The sequence below is a fragment of the Pseudoalteromonas sp. XMcav1-K genome (assembly GCF_044005875.1).
Classification (GTDB): domain Bacteria; phylum Pseudomonadota; class Gammaproteobacteria; order Enterobacterales; family Alteromonadaceae; genus Pseudoalteromonas; species Pseudoalteromonas spongiae.
On the sequence record NZ_JBIPJE010000044.1, the window covers coordinates 53,142 to 69,071 of the forward strand.

At 40.1% G+C, this 15,930-nt stretch carries 13 protein-coding genes and 1 pseudogene; 8 read left to right on the plus strand and 6 right to left on the minus strand.

What is annotated here, in order from left to right:
- Positions 1-136: 136 nt before the first annotated feature.
- Positions 137-1,429, plus strand: coding sequence for a hypothetical protein (locus ACHSBP_RS12640; RefSeq protein WP_010558807.1), 1,293 nt, complete (start codon positions 137-139; stop codon positions 1,427-1,429).
- A gap of 94 nt (positions 1,430-1,523) precedes the next feature.
- Here ACHSBP_RS12640 and ACHSBP_RS12645 read toward each other — a convergent pair whose 3' ends face one another.
- The 3 genes and pseudogenes from ACHSBP_RS12645 to ACHSBP_RS12655 form a co-directional block, all read right to left on the minus strand.
- On the minus strand, positions 1,524-2,183 hold the full coding sequence (locus tag ACHSBP_RS12645) for a cysteine hydrolase family protein (RefSeq protein WP_010558806.1): 660 nt from the start codon (positions 2,181-2,183) through the stop codon (positions 1,524-1,526).
- 75 nt (positions 2,184-2,258) lie between these two features.
- Positions 2,259-2,825 carry a Crp/Fnr family transcriptional regulator gene (locus ACHSBP_RS12650; protein WP_395389017.1) on the minus strand — a complete coding sequence of 189 codons (567 nt, stop codon included), beginning with the start codon at positions 2,823-2,825 and terminating at the stop codon, positions 2,259-2,261.
- Between the two features lie 196 nt (positions 2,826-3,021).
- A pseudogene (locus ACHSBP_RS12655) lies at positions 3,022-5,136 on the minus strand (TonB-dependent siderophore receptor).
- Positions 5,137-5,406: 270 nt separating this feature from the next.
- On the opposite strand from ACHSBP_RS12655, the gene ACHSBP_RS12660 reads away from it, so the two are divergent.
- The gene (locus ACHSBP_RS12660) at positions 5,407-7,173 is read left to right on the plus strand and encodes a TonB-dependent receptor (RefSeq protein WP_395389018.1); all 1,767 of its coding nucleotides are present in this window, start codon (positions 5,407-5,409) and stop codon (positions 7,171-7,173) included.
- Entirely contained in the window at positions 7,158-7,436 is a 279-nt protein-coding gene (locus tag ACHSBP_RS12665) for a hypothetical protein (protein WP_395389020.1), read from the plus strand. Before ACHSBP_RS12660 ends, ACHSBP_RS12665 begins: the two co-directional genes overlap by 16 nt.
- Before the next feature lie 75 nt (positions 7,437-7,511).
- Here ACHSBP_RS12665 and sdhD read toward each other — a convergent pair whose 3' ends face one another.
- Positions 7,512-7,850, minus strand: a complete 339-nt coding sequence (gene sdhD / locus ACHSBP_RS12670) for a succinate dehydrogenase, hydrophobic membrane anchor protein (RefSeq protein ID WP_395389021.1) — start codon at positions 7,848-7,850, stop codon at positions 7,512-7,514.
- Positions 7,838-8,221 carry a succinate dehydrogenase, cytochrome b556 subunit gene (gene sdhC / locus ACHSBP_RS12675; RefSeq protein WP_395389022.1) on the minus strand — a complete coding sequence of 128 codons (384 nt, stop codon included), beginning with the start codon at positions 8,219-8,221 and terminating at the stop codon, positions 7,838-7,840. The genes sdhD and sdhC overlap by 13 nt, the downstream gene beginning before the upstream one ends.
- A 244-nt stretch (positions 8,222-8,465) precedes the next feature.
- Between sdhC and ACHSBP_RS12680 the strand changes: the two genes are divergently transcribed.
- The 3 genes from ACHSBP_RS12680 to ACHSBP_RS12690 all read left to right on the plus strand — a co-directional run bounded on the left by ACHSBP_RS12680 (position 8,466) and on the right by ACHSBP_RS12690 (position 12,350).
- Positions 8,466-8,969 (plus strand): RNA polymerase sigma factor, encoded by a 504-nt coding sequence (locus ACHSBP_RS12680; protein ID WP_395389023.1) that lies wholly within the window; start codon positions 8,466-8,468, stop codon positions 8,967-8,969.
- Complete coding sequence (locus tag ACHSBP_RS12685; protein WP_395389024.1) at positions 8,962-9,855, plus strand: FecR family protein; 894 nt, start codon at positions 8,962-8,964, stop codon at positions 9,853-9,855. The genes ACHSBP_RS12680 and ACHSBP_RS12685 overlap by 8 nt, the downstream gene beginning before the upstream one ends.
- A 68-nt stretch (positions 9,856-9,923) precedes the next feature.
- Positions 9,924-12,350 carry a TonB-dependent receptor gene (locus ACHSBP_RS12690; protein WP_336436057.1) on the plus strand — a complete coding sequence of 809 codons (2,427 nt, stop codon included), beginning with the start codon at positions 9,924-9,926 and terminating at the stop codon, positions 12,348-12,350.
- 48 nt (positions 12,351-12,398) lie between these two features.
- Here ACHSBP_RS12690 and ACHSBP_RS12695 read toward each other — a convergent pair whose 3' ends face one another.
- Entirely contained in the window at positions 12,399-14,648 is a 2,250-nt protein-coding gene (locus ACHSBP_RS12695) for a carboxypeptidase-like regulatory domain-containing protein (protein ID WP_395389025.1), read from the minus strand.
- Positions 14,649-15,077: 429 nt separating this feature from the next.
- Between ACHSBP_RS12695 and ACHSBP_RS12700 the strand changes: the two genes are divergently transcribed.
- Positions 15,078-15,308, plus strand: coding sequence for a helix-turn-helix domain-containing protein (locus ACHSBP_RS12700; protein ID WP_395389026.1), 231 nt, complete (start codon positions 15,078-15,080; stop codon positions 15,306-15,308).
- A 14-nt stretch (positions 15,309-15,322) separates the two neighbouring features.
- Positions 15,323-15,925 carry a hypothetical protein gene (locus ACHSBP_RS12705; RefSeq protein ID WP_395389027.1) on the plus strand — a complete coding sequence of 201 codons (603 nt, stop codon included), beginning with the start codon at positions 15,323-15,325 and terminating at the stop codon, positions 15,923-15,925.
- Positions 15,926-15,930: the final 5 nt, after the last annotated feature.

The window sequence follows — 15,930 nt, forward strand, 5'->3', positions numbered from 1 at the left end:
CTCTACCCTTGCTATAAGATTTACAGATTCCGGTTGTATTTAATATTATGCCGCTTAACATATTCATTGGATATACCTTCTATTAAGACACTAAGTCCTTTAATATTAATGAGATAAAGTAAAATGGGAAAATAAAATGAAAGGTATTTTTATATGTTTGTTATTTATACTTTGCCAAGTAAGCTACGCCAATACTCTATATAGCAGAGCAAGTGAATGCACTGCTGACTTAGATGCTGAAGGAAAGGAGTTCAAAACCTCGGTCAATTACAATCGAAGTAAAGACGAGCAAGAACAACTAAATGCAGTAAGAAAAAAACTTTTTACTCTTATAAAAAAACAATTAAACAAATACCCAAATGGCTTGATTGAACAAAGTGTAATTTTTAAAAGTGACATTGAAACAAGGAAATTAATCGGTACCGTCGTTGTCAAACCGATTGCAAATTGCTCAGATAAAACCTATGAAATTAACGAAGATAACCTTCGCTTACTGAGTACACTTTTGTCTGAAAATACATTTCCTGCAATAAAATTCACTACTGAGCATACATTTGAGGCGCAAATACCAAAACAGATTGAACGCATAAAGTTTGATGGTCAAATATCAAAAAGCGCTATTTTTGGTATAGCTGTTGGTGATAGTTACGATGATACCATCACTAAATTAGGAAGGTTTACCTTAGTATGGCCAATTAATAATTCAGTAAAAATGACATTAATTGGGAGGAATCACCTATTCTTATTTGAAGACAATCAGCTGGTTAATTATCAATATCATAGCAATTTATTACCAATGTCTTTAGCAAATCAACTAGAACTAGAAGCGATGGACTTTAAAATTAACCTAGCTTCATCCAGCATCAATATTAAAGATAACCTTTCAGATAAACAAAAAAGCGAATTACAAAACATATTTTCTGACGTAACTTTTAGTTCTATTCATCATGATGGTGAAACAACTTTTAGTAGGTTAAATAGTTTTAACATAGGTGAACCAATTGAAATCAAAAACCTCAATAATCTTCCCTGCTTTGAAAACGATGCTAATTACGATCAGTTTCTGATAAAAAACAAAGATGTAATGGTATCTTTTGTAGATGTAGATAATAAGTCTGCCTTGCTCACAGGCTGTTTACAAAAGTTTGTGCTATTGGCAAATGGTAACTTAAAAGAAATTGCGCTGTTAGATGAGATATCAAAAGGAAGGGCAAATATCCAAATCATCACTAAATTGATAAGCCACTTAAAACCTTGGACATTTAATAATATAAAACATGGGCAATCTGTTGCTGCATTATCTGAGCTTGGTGCAAAAATAGAATGGCAACAAGCGGTGTTAGAAACCCCAAACTGGCAAGGAACATTCGAGATTTATGATGAAACTATTTTTAGCGGAAAAGTGATTCCATTTACCACAAGCGACTAACGTACATTAACGGCCTTAATATAATCATGAAGCTGATAACATAAGAGGCATTACACACAACACTAGGTTGCGTGTAATGCCGCACTATTTAGTGCTAAAGTGCGTCGAATGCCTCAACTAAAATTCCTTTCCCAAAGTGATGCAAAATCTCGTCTTCAAAATAATTTTGCTGTTGCTGAGTAAATGCCCCTGTTGCGTCGGTTACAACATACGTTGTATAACCTTTGTCGTGCGCTTCTCTGAGGGTAGATTCAACACACACATGCGTAGCAAAGCCAGCAAGGTACAGTGATGTAATGTTATTATTTCTTAGGTAACTATCTAAATTGCTACCAGCGAACGCCGATGCACCTGAGCGTTCTGAAATAACAAACTCACCTGCTTTTGGCTGAAAATTAGGGTGAATATTTGCCATATCACCTTGCCATGTTTTGGCTTTTTTAATGGCGGCACGTAACCCAAATTGCGCGTTGCCAAAAATTTGATAGTTAGCATCTGGTTTTAATGTAACGTGTACAATATGCATTTGATGCTGACGTGCTTTTGCTAATAATTGCTGAGATTGGCTAATAGCCTGTGCAAATGCCTTTTTATCTTTAACCAATAAGTTTCTTAGTGTGCCTTTTGGCGATACCCATTCATTTTGGTATTCAATCAGTACTAACGCGCTTGTGTTTACCTGTTCTTTTGCTAATACATGGCAACTAAAATACAAGCAGCAGATGACTATTTGGCAGTTGAGTAAATTTTTCATGACTATTCCTATAAAGTAAATGTAGCAATAGTGTGATTTGATTAACCTGCGTTTGCCTTAACATTTGATAAGGCATTAATTTTTGTTTTTTACACGAGATAAGGTAACGTCTGTCATACCAAGATACGAAGCGATGTGTTTAAGCGGTATTTGTTGACAAAGTGTTGGGTATTTTTTGGAAAAATAAGCGTAGCGTTTTTTCGCGTCTTGCTGCAAAAACATTAATTCGCGCTCTATTTTGTCTTCTAGCAATTGCGCTGTTAAGTGATGAAATAAGTACTGACTAATATTGCAATCTTTTAATAGTTCAACCACTTTTGCGTAAGCTATATGGTAACCATGTACCTCAGTCAGAGTTTCAACATAAAAACTCGATGGGCCTGTTATTGCCGACGGCACAATTGGTGCCAATATGTCACCTTCGCCAAAAAAACCTTTATTTGATTCTTTACCCTCGGAGTCGAGGTAGTACAGGCGCACAAGTCCGTGTGAGATAACATAAAAATCTTGCCAATGCTCACCTTGGGATAATAACGGCGTGTTTGATTTAAAGATTACGGGCTTTAATTCTTTAGCAAGTAAAGCCGCTTTTGCTGCACTAATGCCTTTGGATTCTAAAAATACGGAAAGTGGCATATCCATTTGCGATACCTATCCAACTTGTTTTGACCACTATACTATTCGCAAACAACTAATAATGCAGTAACGCATTACAAATTATATCCAACCTTTGATAAACCACCGAATGTTGGGCGCTTCAAAAATACTACCTACACACCAAATATACTGAGGCAAAACCCTAAAAAAAGGTGCTAGCAACGCCAGCACCTTAAAAAGCTTAAAACGTATAATTAGCAGATAACGACACAAGGCGTCCGTTACCCGGCGCTACGCCCCAATCCATGCCCTTTGCCCCAGCCGATACCCAATATTCTTTATCAAATAGGTTTTCAACTTTAAAGCGTAGCATTAAATTAAGGTCGCTAAAGTCATAACGCACGCCCGTATCAACGCGCGTATAGCTTGGCAGTGATAAGCTGTTTTGTAAGTTTTGTTGGCGCTCACCCACGTAAAAAACACCAATATTGGCGCTTAACCCAGACAAGCCTTTTAGCGAAGCAAAGTTATAATCAACAAATAGGTTGCCTTGCGTTTTTGGCACATTATGTGGCTGATTACCATTGATCTATGCTTGCCCCGCTAGCTCTCTAATTTCTGCATCCATAAAGCTGGTTGAGAATACTAACGATAGGTTCTCGATAATTTCACCATTGGCGTTTAACTCAATACCGCGGTGACGTTGCACACCATCTTGCACAAAGTAATTGGTAGCGCGATTATGATACTCCAATGACTTTTCAATTTGATAAATCGCAGCGCTAAATGTGGCCTTTTTGACGCGATACTTTACGCCCACTTCCATTTGCTCACTTTCTTGCGCACCGAGGTACTGGCCTTCGTTTTCAGCGCCACTGCCAATCACCGCAATGCCACCTTCGCCTGCGCCTTCGGTATACATGCCGTAAAATGCCAGCGCATCATTTGGGTTATAATTAATACCCAGCGTTGGTGTGGTATAACTATCATCGTGGGTGCGTACTCGTTGCTCGCCAGGGGCTGTTTTATCACGCTGATAGATTAAATGCCTCACTCCTAAGGTTGCATACACATGATCGCTAAAGTGCACAATATCTGTGATAAATACCGCACGTTCACGCGATTTTTCTAGATTTGCATCTGGGATCTCTGGAAACTCAGGGCGCGTTGTGTAAACAGGATTAAATAGGCTTGCAACTGGATTTTCAAGTTCGAACCAACGACCCGAAATAGACTCCAAATCACGGTAACTTACGCCAACCACCAACTCATGCTTTAAAAAACCGGTTTCTACTTCGCCACTTAAAAAACTGTGGCCAGAGCGTGCTTTAAACGACTCATCAGGCGTGACTAAAATAGCAGCACTCAGTACTTCCCTTTTAGGTGATGTGGCATAAATATCAGGGAAAATGGTAAAGCGATCATTGTTGCTTAGCGCCATTTGATTAACCCATTGCCAATTATCGTTTAACCAGTAATCGACACGTGCGCCTACATTATAGGTTTCTGTCTCGTACAACGCCCACGGTTGGCCTAGCAGTACCTCTTGGGTGTCGACATAAGGTGGTAAAAAGGTTTTCCCATTTTCACCATACACTAAGCCAATTAAGGGTTGCGAGACAATCGACTTGTCGTGATAGTCAAAGTCTAGTCTGACAAGCACCTGATCATTTAACTGCCAATCAAATGCACTGCTTAAAAAGTAGCGTTCGGTGTCATCACCGCCGGTAAAATCACCATTATCTTCTATCGCTGCGTTCACACGATAACCCATATCGCTTTGTGCTGATAACGGGCCGCCCATATCAAGCGACAAATAACGACCATCACTGCTGTTAAACTCTGCTCCAAGCTCAATAAATTGCTCAGAGGTAGGTCGTTTGGTTACGTAATTAACCGTGCCTCCAGGATTGTTAAACCCTGCAATCACACCCGACGGCCCTTTTAGCACATCAATGCGTTGTACATTTTCAAGTGCTACATCTTGGTACGGCGCTAGTGATAAACCATCACGTCGCAGGCCATTATTCCAATCCAGTTGAAAGCCACGCAAACTAACAAAATCAAACACAGTACCTATTGAGGTATTTTGTACCGACGCATCATTACTTAATACCTCACTTAACGTACGCGCAAGTTGATTATCGATAAGTTGTTCTGAAAACGACTGAATGGAAATTGGCAGCTGCAATGGGTCTTTAATGCCCAAGGCAGCGGCGTTCACATCGCGGGCATCATACATTGGAGCACGTGTGCCCAATACTTCAATATGTTCGTGTGACTTTTCGGTATTGGCATAAAGGGAGAGGGTCAATAGAGAAAGGGGTAAGGCGCACACGCCATTATTTAACTTCATGGTTTTAAGGTCCGTTTAAAAAACAAAATGATACATTATAACATATTATTTTTAAAGCATTAGCCAACACACAGCTGCCGCTTTTTCCTTTGGATAAAAAAATAGAACATCGTTAATTTTTATTTAATATCAATAAATAAGCCCTAAAAATGTAGATTGAACGTGTTCTAATTGACATTAACAAAATCATTAAATGATAATTATTACTACTTTTATTTAATTAAAAGTTTCTACAGTAACGTTTTAAATTTTCTCATTATAAGGATTTACATGAAGGCTTTACCTTTTCGGCTAAATACTGTTTTCACAGCCATTTTTCTCGCTTCTATTTTCCATGCAGAGGCACAGCAAAGCGCCGATTCAAACGAAATTGAAACCATTACTATCTTCGGTGAAAAGAAAGAGCAAACCATCTTTGAGACCGGTTCCAGCGTACACGCATTTGATGCAAATGCATTAAATTCACTAACCAATGTAAGTGAAATCGATGACTTACTTGAAATCATTCCAAACCTAGTCAGCTCTGGCATGGATAACAATCTGCCAACAGTTCGCGGAATCGATGGTTCTGGCCCGTCAGTGGGTGGATTGGCGAGTTTTGCAGGCACAGCTCCTCGTTTAAACATGTCTATAGATGGTCGCTCTCTGACTTATTCAGAAATCGCGTTTGGCCCACGTTCCTTATGGGATATGCAACAAATTGAAGTCTATTTAGGGCCGCAGAGTTATATTCAAGGGCGCAGTGCATCTGCGGGTTCAATTGTGATGAAATCGAATGATCCTGTGTATTATTTTGACAGCGCTATCAAAGTGGGAATTGCGAACCACGACTACCGACAAACCGCGGTAATGGTAAACGCACCACTTGTTGATGATGAATTAGCACTACGTTTTAGTGCCGATCACCAAACTAAAAACAGTCATCTCGATATCGTCAGTTACCAGCCTGCTGGAGATTCTCGCGAAATAAGCACAACAAATATTCGTACTAAATTACGCTACGAACCAAGCGCACTCGAAGAACTCACCTCTACTTTAACGTTTAATTATATGGATACACGTGCGCCACAATCTGAAAACGAAGTTGGCAGCTTTTTTCCAAAAGAACGTCCTGTTTATGAAACCGATTCAACCAGCGCTGATTGGCAAATCGTTTATCAAATTTCCGATGCTGTGATCTTTGAAAACAGTGTTAACTACACTGATTTTGGTTATGAGCGCATTACAGACCCAAAAGGCCGTCGCGCTGATTTTATCACAGATGGTGAAGAAATATTTATAGAACCGATAATACGTTACAACCCTAGCAATGCGCCTTTGTCTGCAATTACGGGGCTGCGCTACTTTGATTCCGCACATGATGACGTGTATACCCACAACCGCGGTAAAAATGACATGACGGGAGAAACGACAACTCATTCAGCTTTTGCCGAAGTGGTATATAAAGTTAATGCGCAATTTACAGCGACACTTGGCGGTCGTTATGAAAGTGAAACCGTAACCCGAGTGGTTCCCCTATTCGCACTTGATTATGATGAAACCACCGATGTATTTTTGCCAAAAATAGATATTAATTTTGCACCAAAAGAAAATCAGGCATTTGGTTTTAAATCAGGCAAAGGGTTTAATTCAGGTGGTGCAGGGTTAAGCTTTAATACGTTTACTGCTCGTGCACCAATGAAACCTTACAGCTTTGACACCGAGTACGTCTGGAATTACGAACTGTATAGCAGACAGCGATTTTTCCAAAACACGCTCGAGCTAACCTCAAATCTATTTTATAACGATTACGATGGTATGCAGATCCTACAAACTCATTCCGACGGTTATGTATCAGTGCAAAACCTCGATAGCGCAAATACTTATGGTGTAGAGGCAAACCTTCGTTGGCTTGCCCTTGATAATTTAGAGTTATCTGGTGGCGTTGGTTTACTTGAATCTGAATACAAAAAAAACAACACCGATACAAAAGTTAAAAAGAACTACCAAGAGCCCCCAGCGCTTCCGCTAACCTTAACCTTGTGTATCGTTTCTTAAATAGCTTCCAGTTTTCGGCTAATGCCAATTACTCTAGCAGTTACTATTCAGACCGAAATAATATTGAAGCATTAAAAGTAGATGCCTATTGGCGCGCTAATGTGAAACTAGCTTACAAGTTTAATAATGGCCGCATTGCTTTATATGTAGATAATTTATTTGATGCAGATGATATCACCTTGATAAGCTCTGAGTTTGCACCCGAATCGCCGCTAACGATTACGCCAAGAACCATAGGCGCAAACTTCGAATATCACTTTTAAATACAATAAAGCCTGTTTTTAAACAGGCTTTATTTTTCACATAGACTTTTGAGCATTGGCAATGTTAAACACGGGTTAAAACCAAATAATGTAGTTACCAAATGCTGCAATCATTACACTTACCACAATACACAATGTATTGAAGAAATAGTTAACGAAACTTCCCTTTACGTAATCGCCTGCGATTTGCCAACCTGCCAGCATGCTATTAAGCGATAACACAATAAGGCTTATACTTGCGATTGCTTTAAACCAATGTGCGTTTAACAAGCCGATTAACGATGCATAATCGTCGACAGGAAAAGTAGCGAACACAAAAACAAAACACAGACTAAGTAGCACAATTAATAAATTAGCAACCCGCTGAAAAATCCACTGTTTTGTACCGTGACGATTAATGTTTAAACTAACCAAACCCAGCCTCCTGCAATAAAGCTTAACACCAACGCCAAACCAATCGTAACGCGAGAAATCGCAATGCCGCCTGATAACTCTTCAAAATAACCAAATTCCTGAATAAAGTGTTTAACGCTTGCAAGGCAATAATACGCCAATGCGGTTAACCCACCCCAAACTAAAAATTGGATAAAAAATACGTCATTGAAATAGGATTTCACTTCGTCAAACTGCTGTTGCGTTCGACTCGCATAATAAATTACAGGGATTAAAGCCACTGAATAAAACCAAATGATCACTGCACAAATTCGATGCAAAATTGATGCGTAGGCAGTAATCGGTAACGCCATGGTATGAATTGCCAAATTAACTGGCCGCTTATTTTTCATAACATAAAACCAAAATGAAAGAGTGAAAACAAATTAACACTAACGATAATCATTATCAATCTCATGCATTTAAATTAATACCTAATCTCACTGTGTTGATGATTAATCAGGCAAGTTCGACACGTTTTTGTATGAAATTGAAAAGAATGGATTGAATAAACACAGTGCACCGACCACATAAAGCTTGATTTTGATAATAGCTATCATTAGCATTAGCGGCAAATTGACTGTTTTAATGATTTCAATGCAGCCTCCCTATACTGCCGAGCGAATTTTTCAACATTGCATGCCGTTAATGCAGCAACACCTCGCCAAAAAAGTAGCATGTAGCGAAACCAGAAAAGATCTTTCGCAAGAGCTTTACCTCAAGCTTATGCTCGTTGAAAACTGGCATAGCATTGGCAATATTAATGCCTATGTTACAACCATGTTGAACAACTTAATCATTGATTTTTATCGCAAAAGTAGTAAAGAGTTAGTTGATGATGTCGATCTGGATTCACTTAAAGCCGATACCTGTCCAGAACAATATGTTGGCCAGCACCTGGCCATTGAAAAAATTCAACAACTGCTCGATAAACAAAAGCCCGAAATGAAAGACTTAATTTGGCGCGCTAAAATCAATGGCGATAGCTGTCGTAATATCGCGTGTGATAAAGGGCGCTCACTAAGTTGGGTTGAAAAGTCATTGGCGAATTTGCAAAGCAAATGCCGTCAGCTTATTTTGGGGTCGCAGCATAATGATTAAACGCTGGTTAATTCGACTACAAGCCAAGCGCTGGTTAACAAAAATGCGCGCTGATAATGTAACTTACGAGCAACAGCGCGCTTTTGTCGCTTGGTGCAAAAAGTCGAAACAACATCAACATACCTATTTTGCTGAGCGCGACATATTACTAAACAGCAACAGCAATAAAGCGCCTCGTTTAGGTCATTCATTGGCGTTTTTATCGTTAGTGGCATTTGCGCTGACAATTTGGCTTGTCAAAACGCCCAACACCAGCAAAATAGCGCCATCATTGGTGTACTTTAGTGCCGAGCAAAGCCCTGTAATCTTAAGCGATGGTTCGGTAATTGAGTTAAAAAAAGCCACTAAAATTGCCGTTGCTTACAGCCAAAACGAACGCATAATCAAATTGCTTGAAGGAGATGCCTGGTTTGATGTCGCAAGTGACGCTAATCGACCATTTCGCGTTGAGTTTAATAACAAGCAAGTCACCGCGCTAGGTACGTCTTTTTTGATCAATACGTTAGGCGTTGCAAAAGTGGTTGTAACCGAGCATAAAGTCAATGTTACCAACACCCAAACCAAGCAAATGCAGCAACTTGCACAAGGTGAAGGATTAATTTTATCAAATAAACATTGGTTGAAAATGCACGCAAGCGAAATTAATGCGGCACTGGCATGGCGTGATGGCAAACTGATCTTTAATGCAACTCCGCTCGGTGATGCAATTAAGCAGTTACAACCATTTGTGGATTACAAAATCAGCGTCGTTAATCCGCAACACCTAAATTTAAAAGTAACCGGTAATGTGAATACACAATCGCCTGAGTTTGCGCTGTCTTTGTTATTAGAAAGCTTAAATTTAAAGCAAATGCGCAATGCCAGTAACGATCTCATAATTTATTAAAAATAATTTACGGTTTTTCATTTTTAACGCGTTATAGATAGTAAGAATTATTTTTATTAAGGTTAAAAATGAAAATCCTCCCACTTGCATTAGCTATTTCAGCAGCCTCTCTTTCTACGATTTATTCACCTGTTGTGCTTGCCAATACGCAAAGTGTCAATCAGCTTGTTCAATTTGATATTAATGCATCCTCACTACGCCAAGGCTTAGCTGAATTTACACGCGTTACTGGCATTCAATTATTTGTAAACGATGCGCTATTAAACGAACAACAAAATGCACCGCTTAAAGGCCAATTTACAGCGGCTCAAGGCCTTACATATTTGCTCAACCAATCAAATTTATACGCTGAGTGGAAATCACCGCAAGGTGTGGTGCTAAAAGCAAAAGCACCGCAAAATCAACGTTCACAAACGACGAACAAACCATCAACAACTGCGCCATTAGATAACATTGAAGTAGTGCAAGTAAATGGCTCTCGTATGCAACAAGGGCTGACCAGTGTTGCACGTCAAACCAGCTATTTTTCAGCAACCGATATCAGTAATGCAATGGCCGCGAATGCAAATTTAGCTCAGGTAATTGGCAAACTAGTGCCCGGTGTATCGCCTGCCAGTCAAACCATGACGAATTTTGGTTTAACATTACGTGGGCGCAATTTACTGGTATTGATTGATGGTGTGCCAATGAGCACTAACCGTAATGTGTCGCGCGACCTATTTAATCTTGATCCATCACTGATCTATTCAATTGAAATTGTACGTGGTGGTAACGCCATTTACGGTTCAGGCGCAAGCGGCGGTGTGATGTACATCACCACTAAAACGGCTAAGCAATCAAGCACTCAAACGCGTGCAGAATTAAGCACTAGCTTAACTGAAATTTCAAGTGATGCCACCACCTATAAACTTGGTCAAAGTATTGCTGATCAACGCGATAAACTGTCGTTTGCAGTGGACTTTGATATTGCATCGACCGGTGGCTATTTTGATGCAAATGGTGACAGAATTGCACCCGAGCCAAGCCAAGGTGATCTGTTTGACAGCACCCAATTTAGCCTTCACGGCAAGGTCGGGTATCAGTTTGATAAAAATGCAGAGCTATTTGCCAGTGTAATGTGGTTTGATTCAAGCCAAGACACTGAGTTCGCGTCAGATCCAAGTGTTAACTCGCTGCCATTACATAGCGTAAGTGCAAAACCGCGCAAGGGCCTGGTATTAGCTGAACAAAATAGTGCCGACAACTTAATGTTTAACCTTCATTATGTTGACAACGATTTATGGTCGCAGCAGTTTTCTGGCCAGCTTTATTATCGCGACTATGAAACCCGCTTTTATCCGTTTGACGGTCGCCCATTCGCCTCTTGGAATCATTTAGGGCAAGTTTACCTTAATGCGCAAGTGCTTGGCTTTAGAAGCGCATTTAGCCTGCCAATTAGCAATCACACCGTTATTTATGGCCTAGATGGTAATTTTGAGTCAACTAAAATGCCGATCACAGCATACGACCCAGAAGTATTTGATAACAGTAACGGCTTAGAGTTTGTCAAACTCGAAGATAAAACCTTTATGCCAGAAACCGACACCAATAACATTGCAGCATTTGCGCAATACAAATACCACACAGATTGGGGACTTAATGTAGACGCCGGTGCACGTTTTGAACATATTCGTGTTTCGTTCGATGATTTTACAACTCTTGGCCAAGGTAATTCTGTTGATGGTGGCAGCAAAAGCTACGACGGCACTATGCTAAACGCTAGCGTAAACTATAGTCTAACCGACAATGTAAAAACCTATATCGCATTTGACCAAGGGTACGAATTACCTGATATTGGTCTGCTACTTCGCTACGCATCAAGTGATTTTGACATCGCAAGCAGTGAGTTAGAACCCGTAACCTCAGATAACTTTGAAATTGGTTTTAACTATCAATCGGATAACGTTAGCGTTAATGGTGCGCTCTTTAATTCGACGTCAGACCGTGGACGCGTTAAAAGTAGTGGCTTTGGTTTAGATTTGCGCCGCGATAAAGAACGAATTTCAGGTATCGAGCTGGACGTAAACTATTACCTAACGGATGCCCTAAGCATGATGGCGTTAGTGAGTAAAATAAACGGTGATGAAAAACCTGAAGGCGCCGACAAGTGGCGCGAAATGAATGGTTTTAGAATCGCGCCGTTAAAAGCAACATTCGCAACCCAATATCAGTTCGATAACATCAATCTGCAAGCGCAACTAAACTATGTAGACGGTCACGATTATCGTTTAAATGGCAACACCGGTTTTGGCCGCCACCAAACAGATTCGTATACCACACTCGACTTATTCGCCAGCATTGAACTAGACCAAAGCGTTGTAAATATTGGTATAGAAAACGCCACAAACCGCGAGTATTACCCGCTTTATAGTCAATTATTGCGCTCAAACGCTAATACCAGCCATATTCCTGCGAAAGGTGCGATGGTGAAACTCACTTATCGCTATAACTGGTAAATTAACACGTCAATTTATTAAGCGTTAAGGGCATACGCCCTTAACGTTTTAGCGCGCTACATTGGTGTAATTTGCTCTGTCTACTTCTCGCTCAATATTAATGCGCGACGGGATAAAGGTGTTGTAACCCGGCTGCCCGCCAAACCACAATTGCGCATCACGCTCTTCACGTTCAACAATGTAAAACACTCTATCGCCGTTAATAATGGTACTTGCGATGGGGTACCAATAACGTTTGGCAAAAGGTAGACGGTTAATTTCAATATTCTGTGCCCCCACCTGATAACTCACCGCATCACTTAGCACAAAATTAATGCTGCTTAATCCGTTTTGGTCTGGTCCCTGCCATGCAACACCATCGATATTTTGCACTGTGTGACTGGTAAACAACCAGCCCCATAAGCGTTCTGGAATAAGCAAACCATTACTATCAAACGAACCCGGGATCCACGAATTAATTTCACCATTCCAGTAATGATTGCTACTTGTTGGCTGCAAATAAGCACTATCGAGTACAAAGCTAGTTTGCCCTTTTACCCAAATATCATAGGTAGCAAACTCCCCTTCTGGCGTACTGAACTGAGAAAACACACCGTATTCTAATCCAAGTTGATCAATGATTTCGCTCGTTTGCACAGCGCCATTTGGATATTGGATCACTAACTGACCCACATTATTTATCTGCCAGTTTGCGCTAGTATTAGATATTTTGCCGTTTGCCACGCCATTTGAATCAAACATAATTACATCAGCATATGAGGTGGTAGGATAAATATAATCATCATAAGCGCGTTTACCTTCCGAGTAATTATATTGCCCGCCCCACTGACCAAGCACACACGCAACGCCATTGCTGCAGTCCGCTTTAAACGCAATCGGCTCAATATCAAGCGCAGAGCGGAAAGTTTGCTGACCACTGCTGATTTCAATTTTATTATTTTGCAGCGTTAAGGTATCGCCATTCGTTAATTGAATTGGTGGCGTTCGCTTTTCAACGCGCGTTTCAACATTAATTACATCAACTAACGCGCCATCAACAACACGAGTGTAATTTTGCGACAGCGTTGATTGATAAAACACGATTTGGTCATCTACGCCACCGCCCGCATAAAATGCATCAATTTCAGCCTGATCGTCAGTAAGCGATTCAATATTGTAAGTTAGTAATTCTTGCTCGATAGGGGTGGTATAGGTTGTTTCGATTCGGCCATTGGCAACATGCCACGAATAGCCCGCGTTAATTGCTTGCCCATTCCATGAGGTAAAACTGAGCTTGCTTCCAGTACCTGTCGCGTTAAATTTAAGTGCTGAGCCACTGCGTGATAAATATCCAGGTTCGGCGGTATCAATGGCGTAATAAAAACTTGGAATATCACTATCGAATCCTGCCACCAAGTCACTGTCGGCTAAAATCGCGTTTTGCGCTGCGATTAGGTCAACCTCGGGTGTGTTCTCAATAAAACTCTCAACCGCACTTTGCGATGAAACAAATTCAATTATACTGGTGTAACCATCGGGCAATTGATAATTCGCATCATCAACAATCAATTTAATTACCGCGGCTAATTCAATTAACTGCGATGCATCAACTGCGGTTTCAGCTTGCCGCAATTCTGTAATATTAGTCGGTTCTTGAAAGCCATTTGCCGCAAGAGTTAATACGTAACTCGCAGTTGTTACGTTCGTAACATTATGAGAGTCATCTTCTAGTACTTTTTCAAACGACCCTAACAAATTAACGAAGTTAATTTCATCGCCAGTTTGCGCATCAAAGGCCGATGATTCTATTTTCACAAGTGTTTCGAGTGTAGTGGTTAAAATCGTCAGCGAATAAGCGCCGTTTTCATCGGCTGTAGTCGTAAAGGTATTACCATTTACGGTAACACTAACGCTGGCATATGGAATAGGTTCATCAGTCACTAAACCCGATAATGTCGCACTGTAACCGCCGCAACTACTAACATCGGTCACATCTGCGCTATCCATTAAAGTGGTATTGTTATTCGCAACAGCGGCGATTTTACACGGTACGTAAATCAGATTTTCAATTTGCACTTTCGCATTAAAGCGTTTGTTTTTCACGGTTTCTGAATGAAAAATCACCTCTAGGTTGTTGGCATCTCGTAAGGTTAACGACGTATTTTTACCAAAGCCTTTTAGTTCACCTTTAACCTTGAGCCAAGTTTGCTTGTTGTTAAACGACACACTGTCGATTTCAACCGACTGAGTGCCCGCCCAACTCGCTGGTGAGATTGCGACGGCGCTCAGTAACACCGCCATAACTAACTGTTTAATCATTGCTTTTCCTAAATCTGAGTTGTTGTCCTCAGAGTTAGATTAGACGTTGGTAGGCAGTTGAGATTTGTCGCAACTGAACACGCGCTTTTAAATCACTTACTGTTGCGAGAAAGGTGACACCAACTTAAACAAGTTAGTGAGTAATTAACGCAAAAGCAATAAAAACGCTCTCATCCAAAACTGAGGTTATTTAGTTTATTAAGTACCACTTAAAAACAAATGCATCCCTACTGCTCAATGCTTCATTCAGCCTAACAACTGTTTGTTAATTGATCAAATTATTGCAATAGTTTCACATTTTTAAAACTCAAACCAAGGCAAAAAATGTGCTTTTCACATTATTCTCAAATAAACGTTAAACATTAAATAGTTTACGTTTATCATAAAACTTTATTTGACAAACATAAATTACATGATTAATTTACAAGCATGAGTATACGAATCAACCTAGATATAGAACTGGCAAAAAATAAAATGTCATTGAAACAATTATCGCAAGATATCGGCATTTCAATGACCAACTTATCGCTGCTTAAAAATGGCAAAGTGAAAGCCATTCGGTTCTCAACATTAGAGGCAATTTGTACGGCGCTTAATTGCCAGCCGGGCGATATTTTGCAATATGAACACGATCATTCAGACACTGATCTGGATACATAACAAAAGGACGTATTATGACTTCTCGCGATAATTTTATATCCGCTGGGGCGGCTGCTTTGCTAGCAGTGTTATTTCCATTTTATTGGATCACGTTTTTGGGCCAAACCTTTGATGGCTTTGAAGCCGCTCTTAAACAAGATCTACTCACATTCAATTGGCGTGATTTACTGTTTGTATTGATTGGTGCATTAGAAGTGTGTGTTTATTTGAGCTTAAGCAATCATCTCAAATCTCACTTTAATGCCCGCTCCGCTCGTATTTTGTTGTGTGCTATGGCCGCAGTCGTCGCCATATTTCACTCTACTGTGTTATTTGATATTTATTTAGCCTTAACCAACCAAAATACGCTTTCAGAAAGTACAGGCATCGTAGCGATGGTGGTAGCGTTTGGTTCTTTGGGGCTATACACATTATTCGCGGCTGTATTTTCAATTGTATGTTTAATTAACAAACATTTGCCGCCACTGTTGAAAGTGTTCTCGGTGTTAATGTTGTTAATGAGCATTCTACAAATGACCCTTGTTTTGTCTTTCACCAACGTATTCCTATTCCCTGCTGCACTACTGGTACTGTCTATTTACTTTGTTAAAGACAAAGAAGAACTGGAAGTAATTTAAGCCGT

Excerpts from the sequence above, each read along its gene's own strand:
- ACHSBP_RS12640 (WP_010558807.1), top strand. The coding sequence starts at position 137 with ATGAAAGGTATTTTTATATGTTTGTTATTTATACTTTGCCAAGTAAGC.
- ACHSBP_RS12645 (WP_010558806.1), bottom strand. The coding sequence starts at position 2,183 with ATGAAAAATTTACTCAACTGCCAAATAGTCATCTGCTGCTTGTATTTT.
- ACHSBP_RS12650 (WP_395389017.1), bottom strand. The coding sequence starts at position 2,825 with ATGGATATGCCACTTTCCGTATTTTTAGAATCCAAAGGCATTAGTGCA.
- ACHSBP_RS12660 (WP_395389018.1), top strand. The coding sequence starts at position 5,407 with ATGAAGGCTTTACCTTTTCGGCTAAATACTGTTTTCACAGCCATTTTT.
- sdhC (WP_395389022.1), bottom strand. The coding sequence starts at position 8,221 with ATGAAAAATAAGCGGCCAGTTAATTTGGCAATTCATACCATGGCGTTA.
- ACHSBP_RS12680 (WP_395389023.1), top strand. The coding sequence starts at position 8,466 with ATGCAGCCTCCCTATACTGCCGAGCGAATTTTTCAACATTGCATGCCG.
- ACHSBP_RS12685 (WP_395389024.1), top strand. The coding sequence starts at position 8,962 with ATGATTAAACGCTGGTTAATTCGACTACAAGCCAAGCGCTGGTTAACA.
- ACHSBP_RS12690 (WP_336436057.1), top strand. The coding sequence starts at position 9,924 with ATGAAAATCCTCCCACTTGCATTAGCTATTTCAGCAGCCTCTCTTTCT.
- ACHSBP_RS12695 (WP_395389025.1), bottom strand. The coding sequence starts at position 14,648 with ATGATTAAACAGTTAGTTATGGCGGTGTTACTGAGCGCCGTCGCAATC.
- ACHSBP_RS12700 (WP_395389026.1), top strand. The coding sequence starts at position 15,078 with ATGAGTATACGAATCAACCTAGATATAGAACTGGCAAAAAATAAAATG.
- ACHSBP_RS12705 (WP_395389027.1), top strand. The coding sequence starts at position 15,323 with ATGACTTCTCGCGATAATTTTATATCCGCTGGGGCGGCTGCTTTGCTA.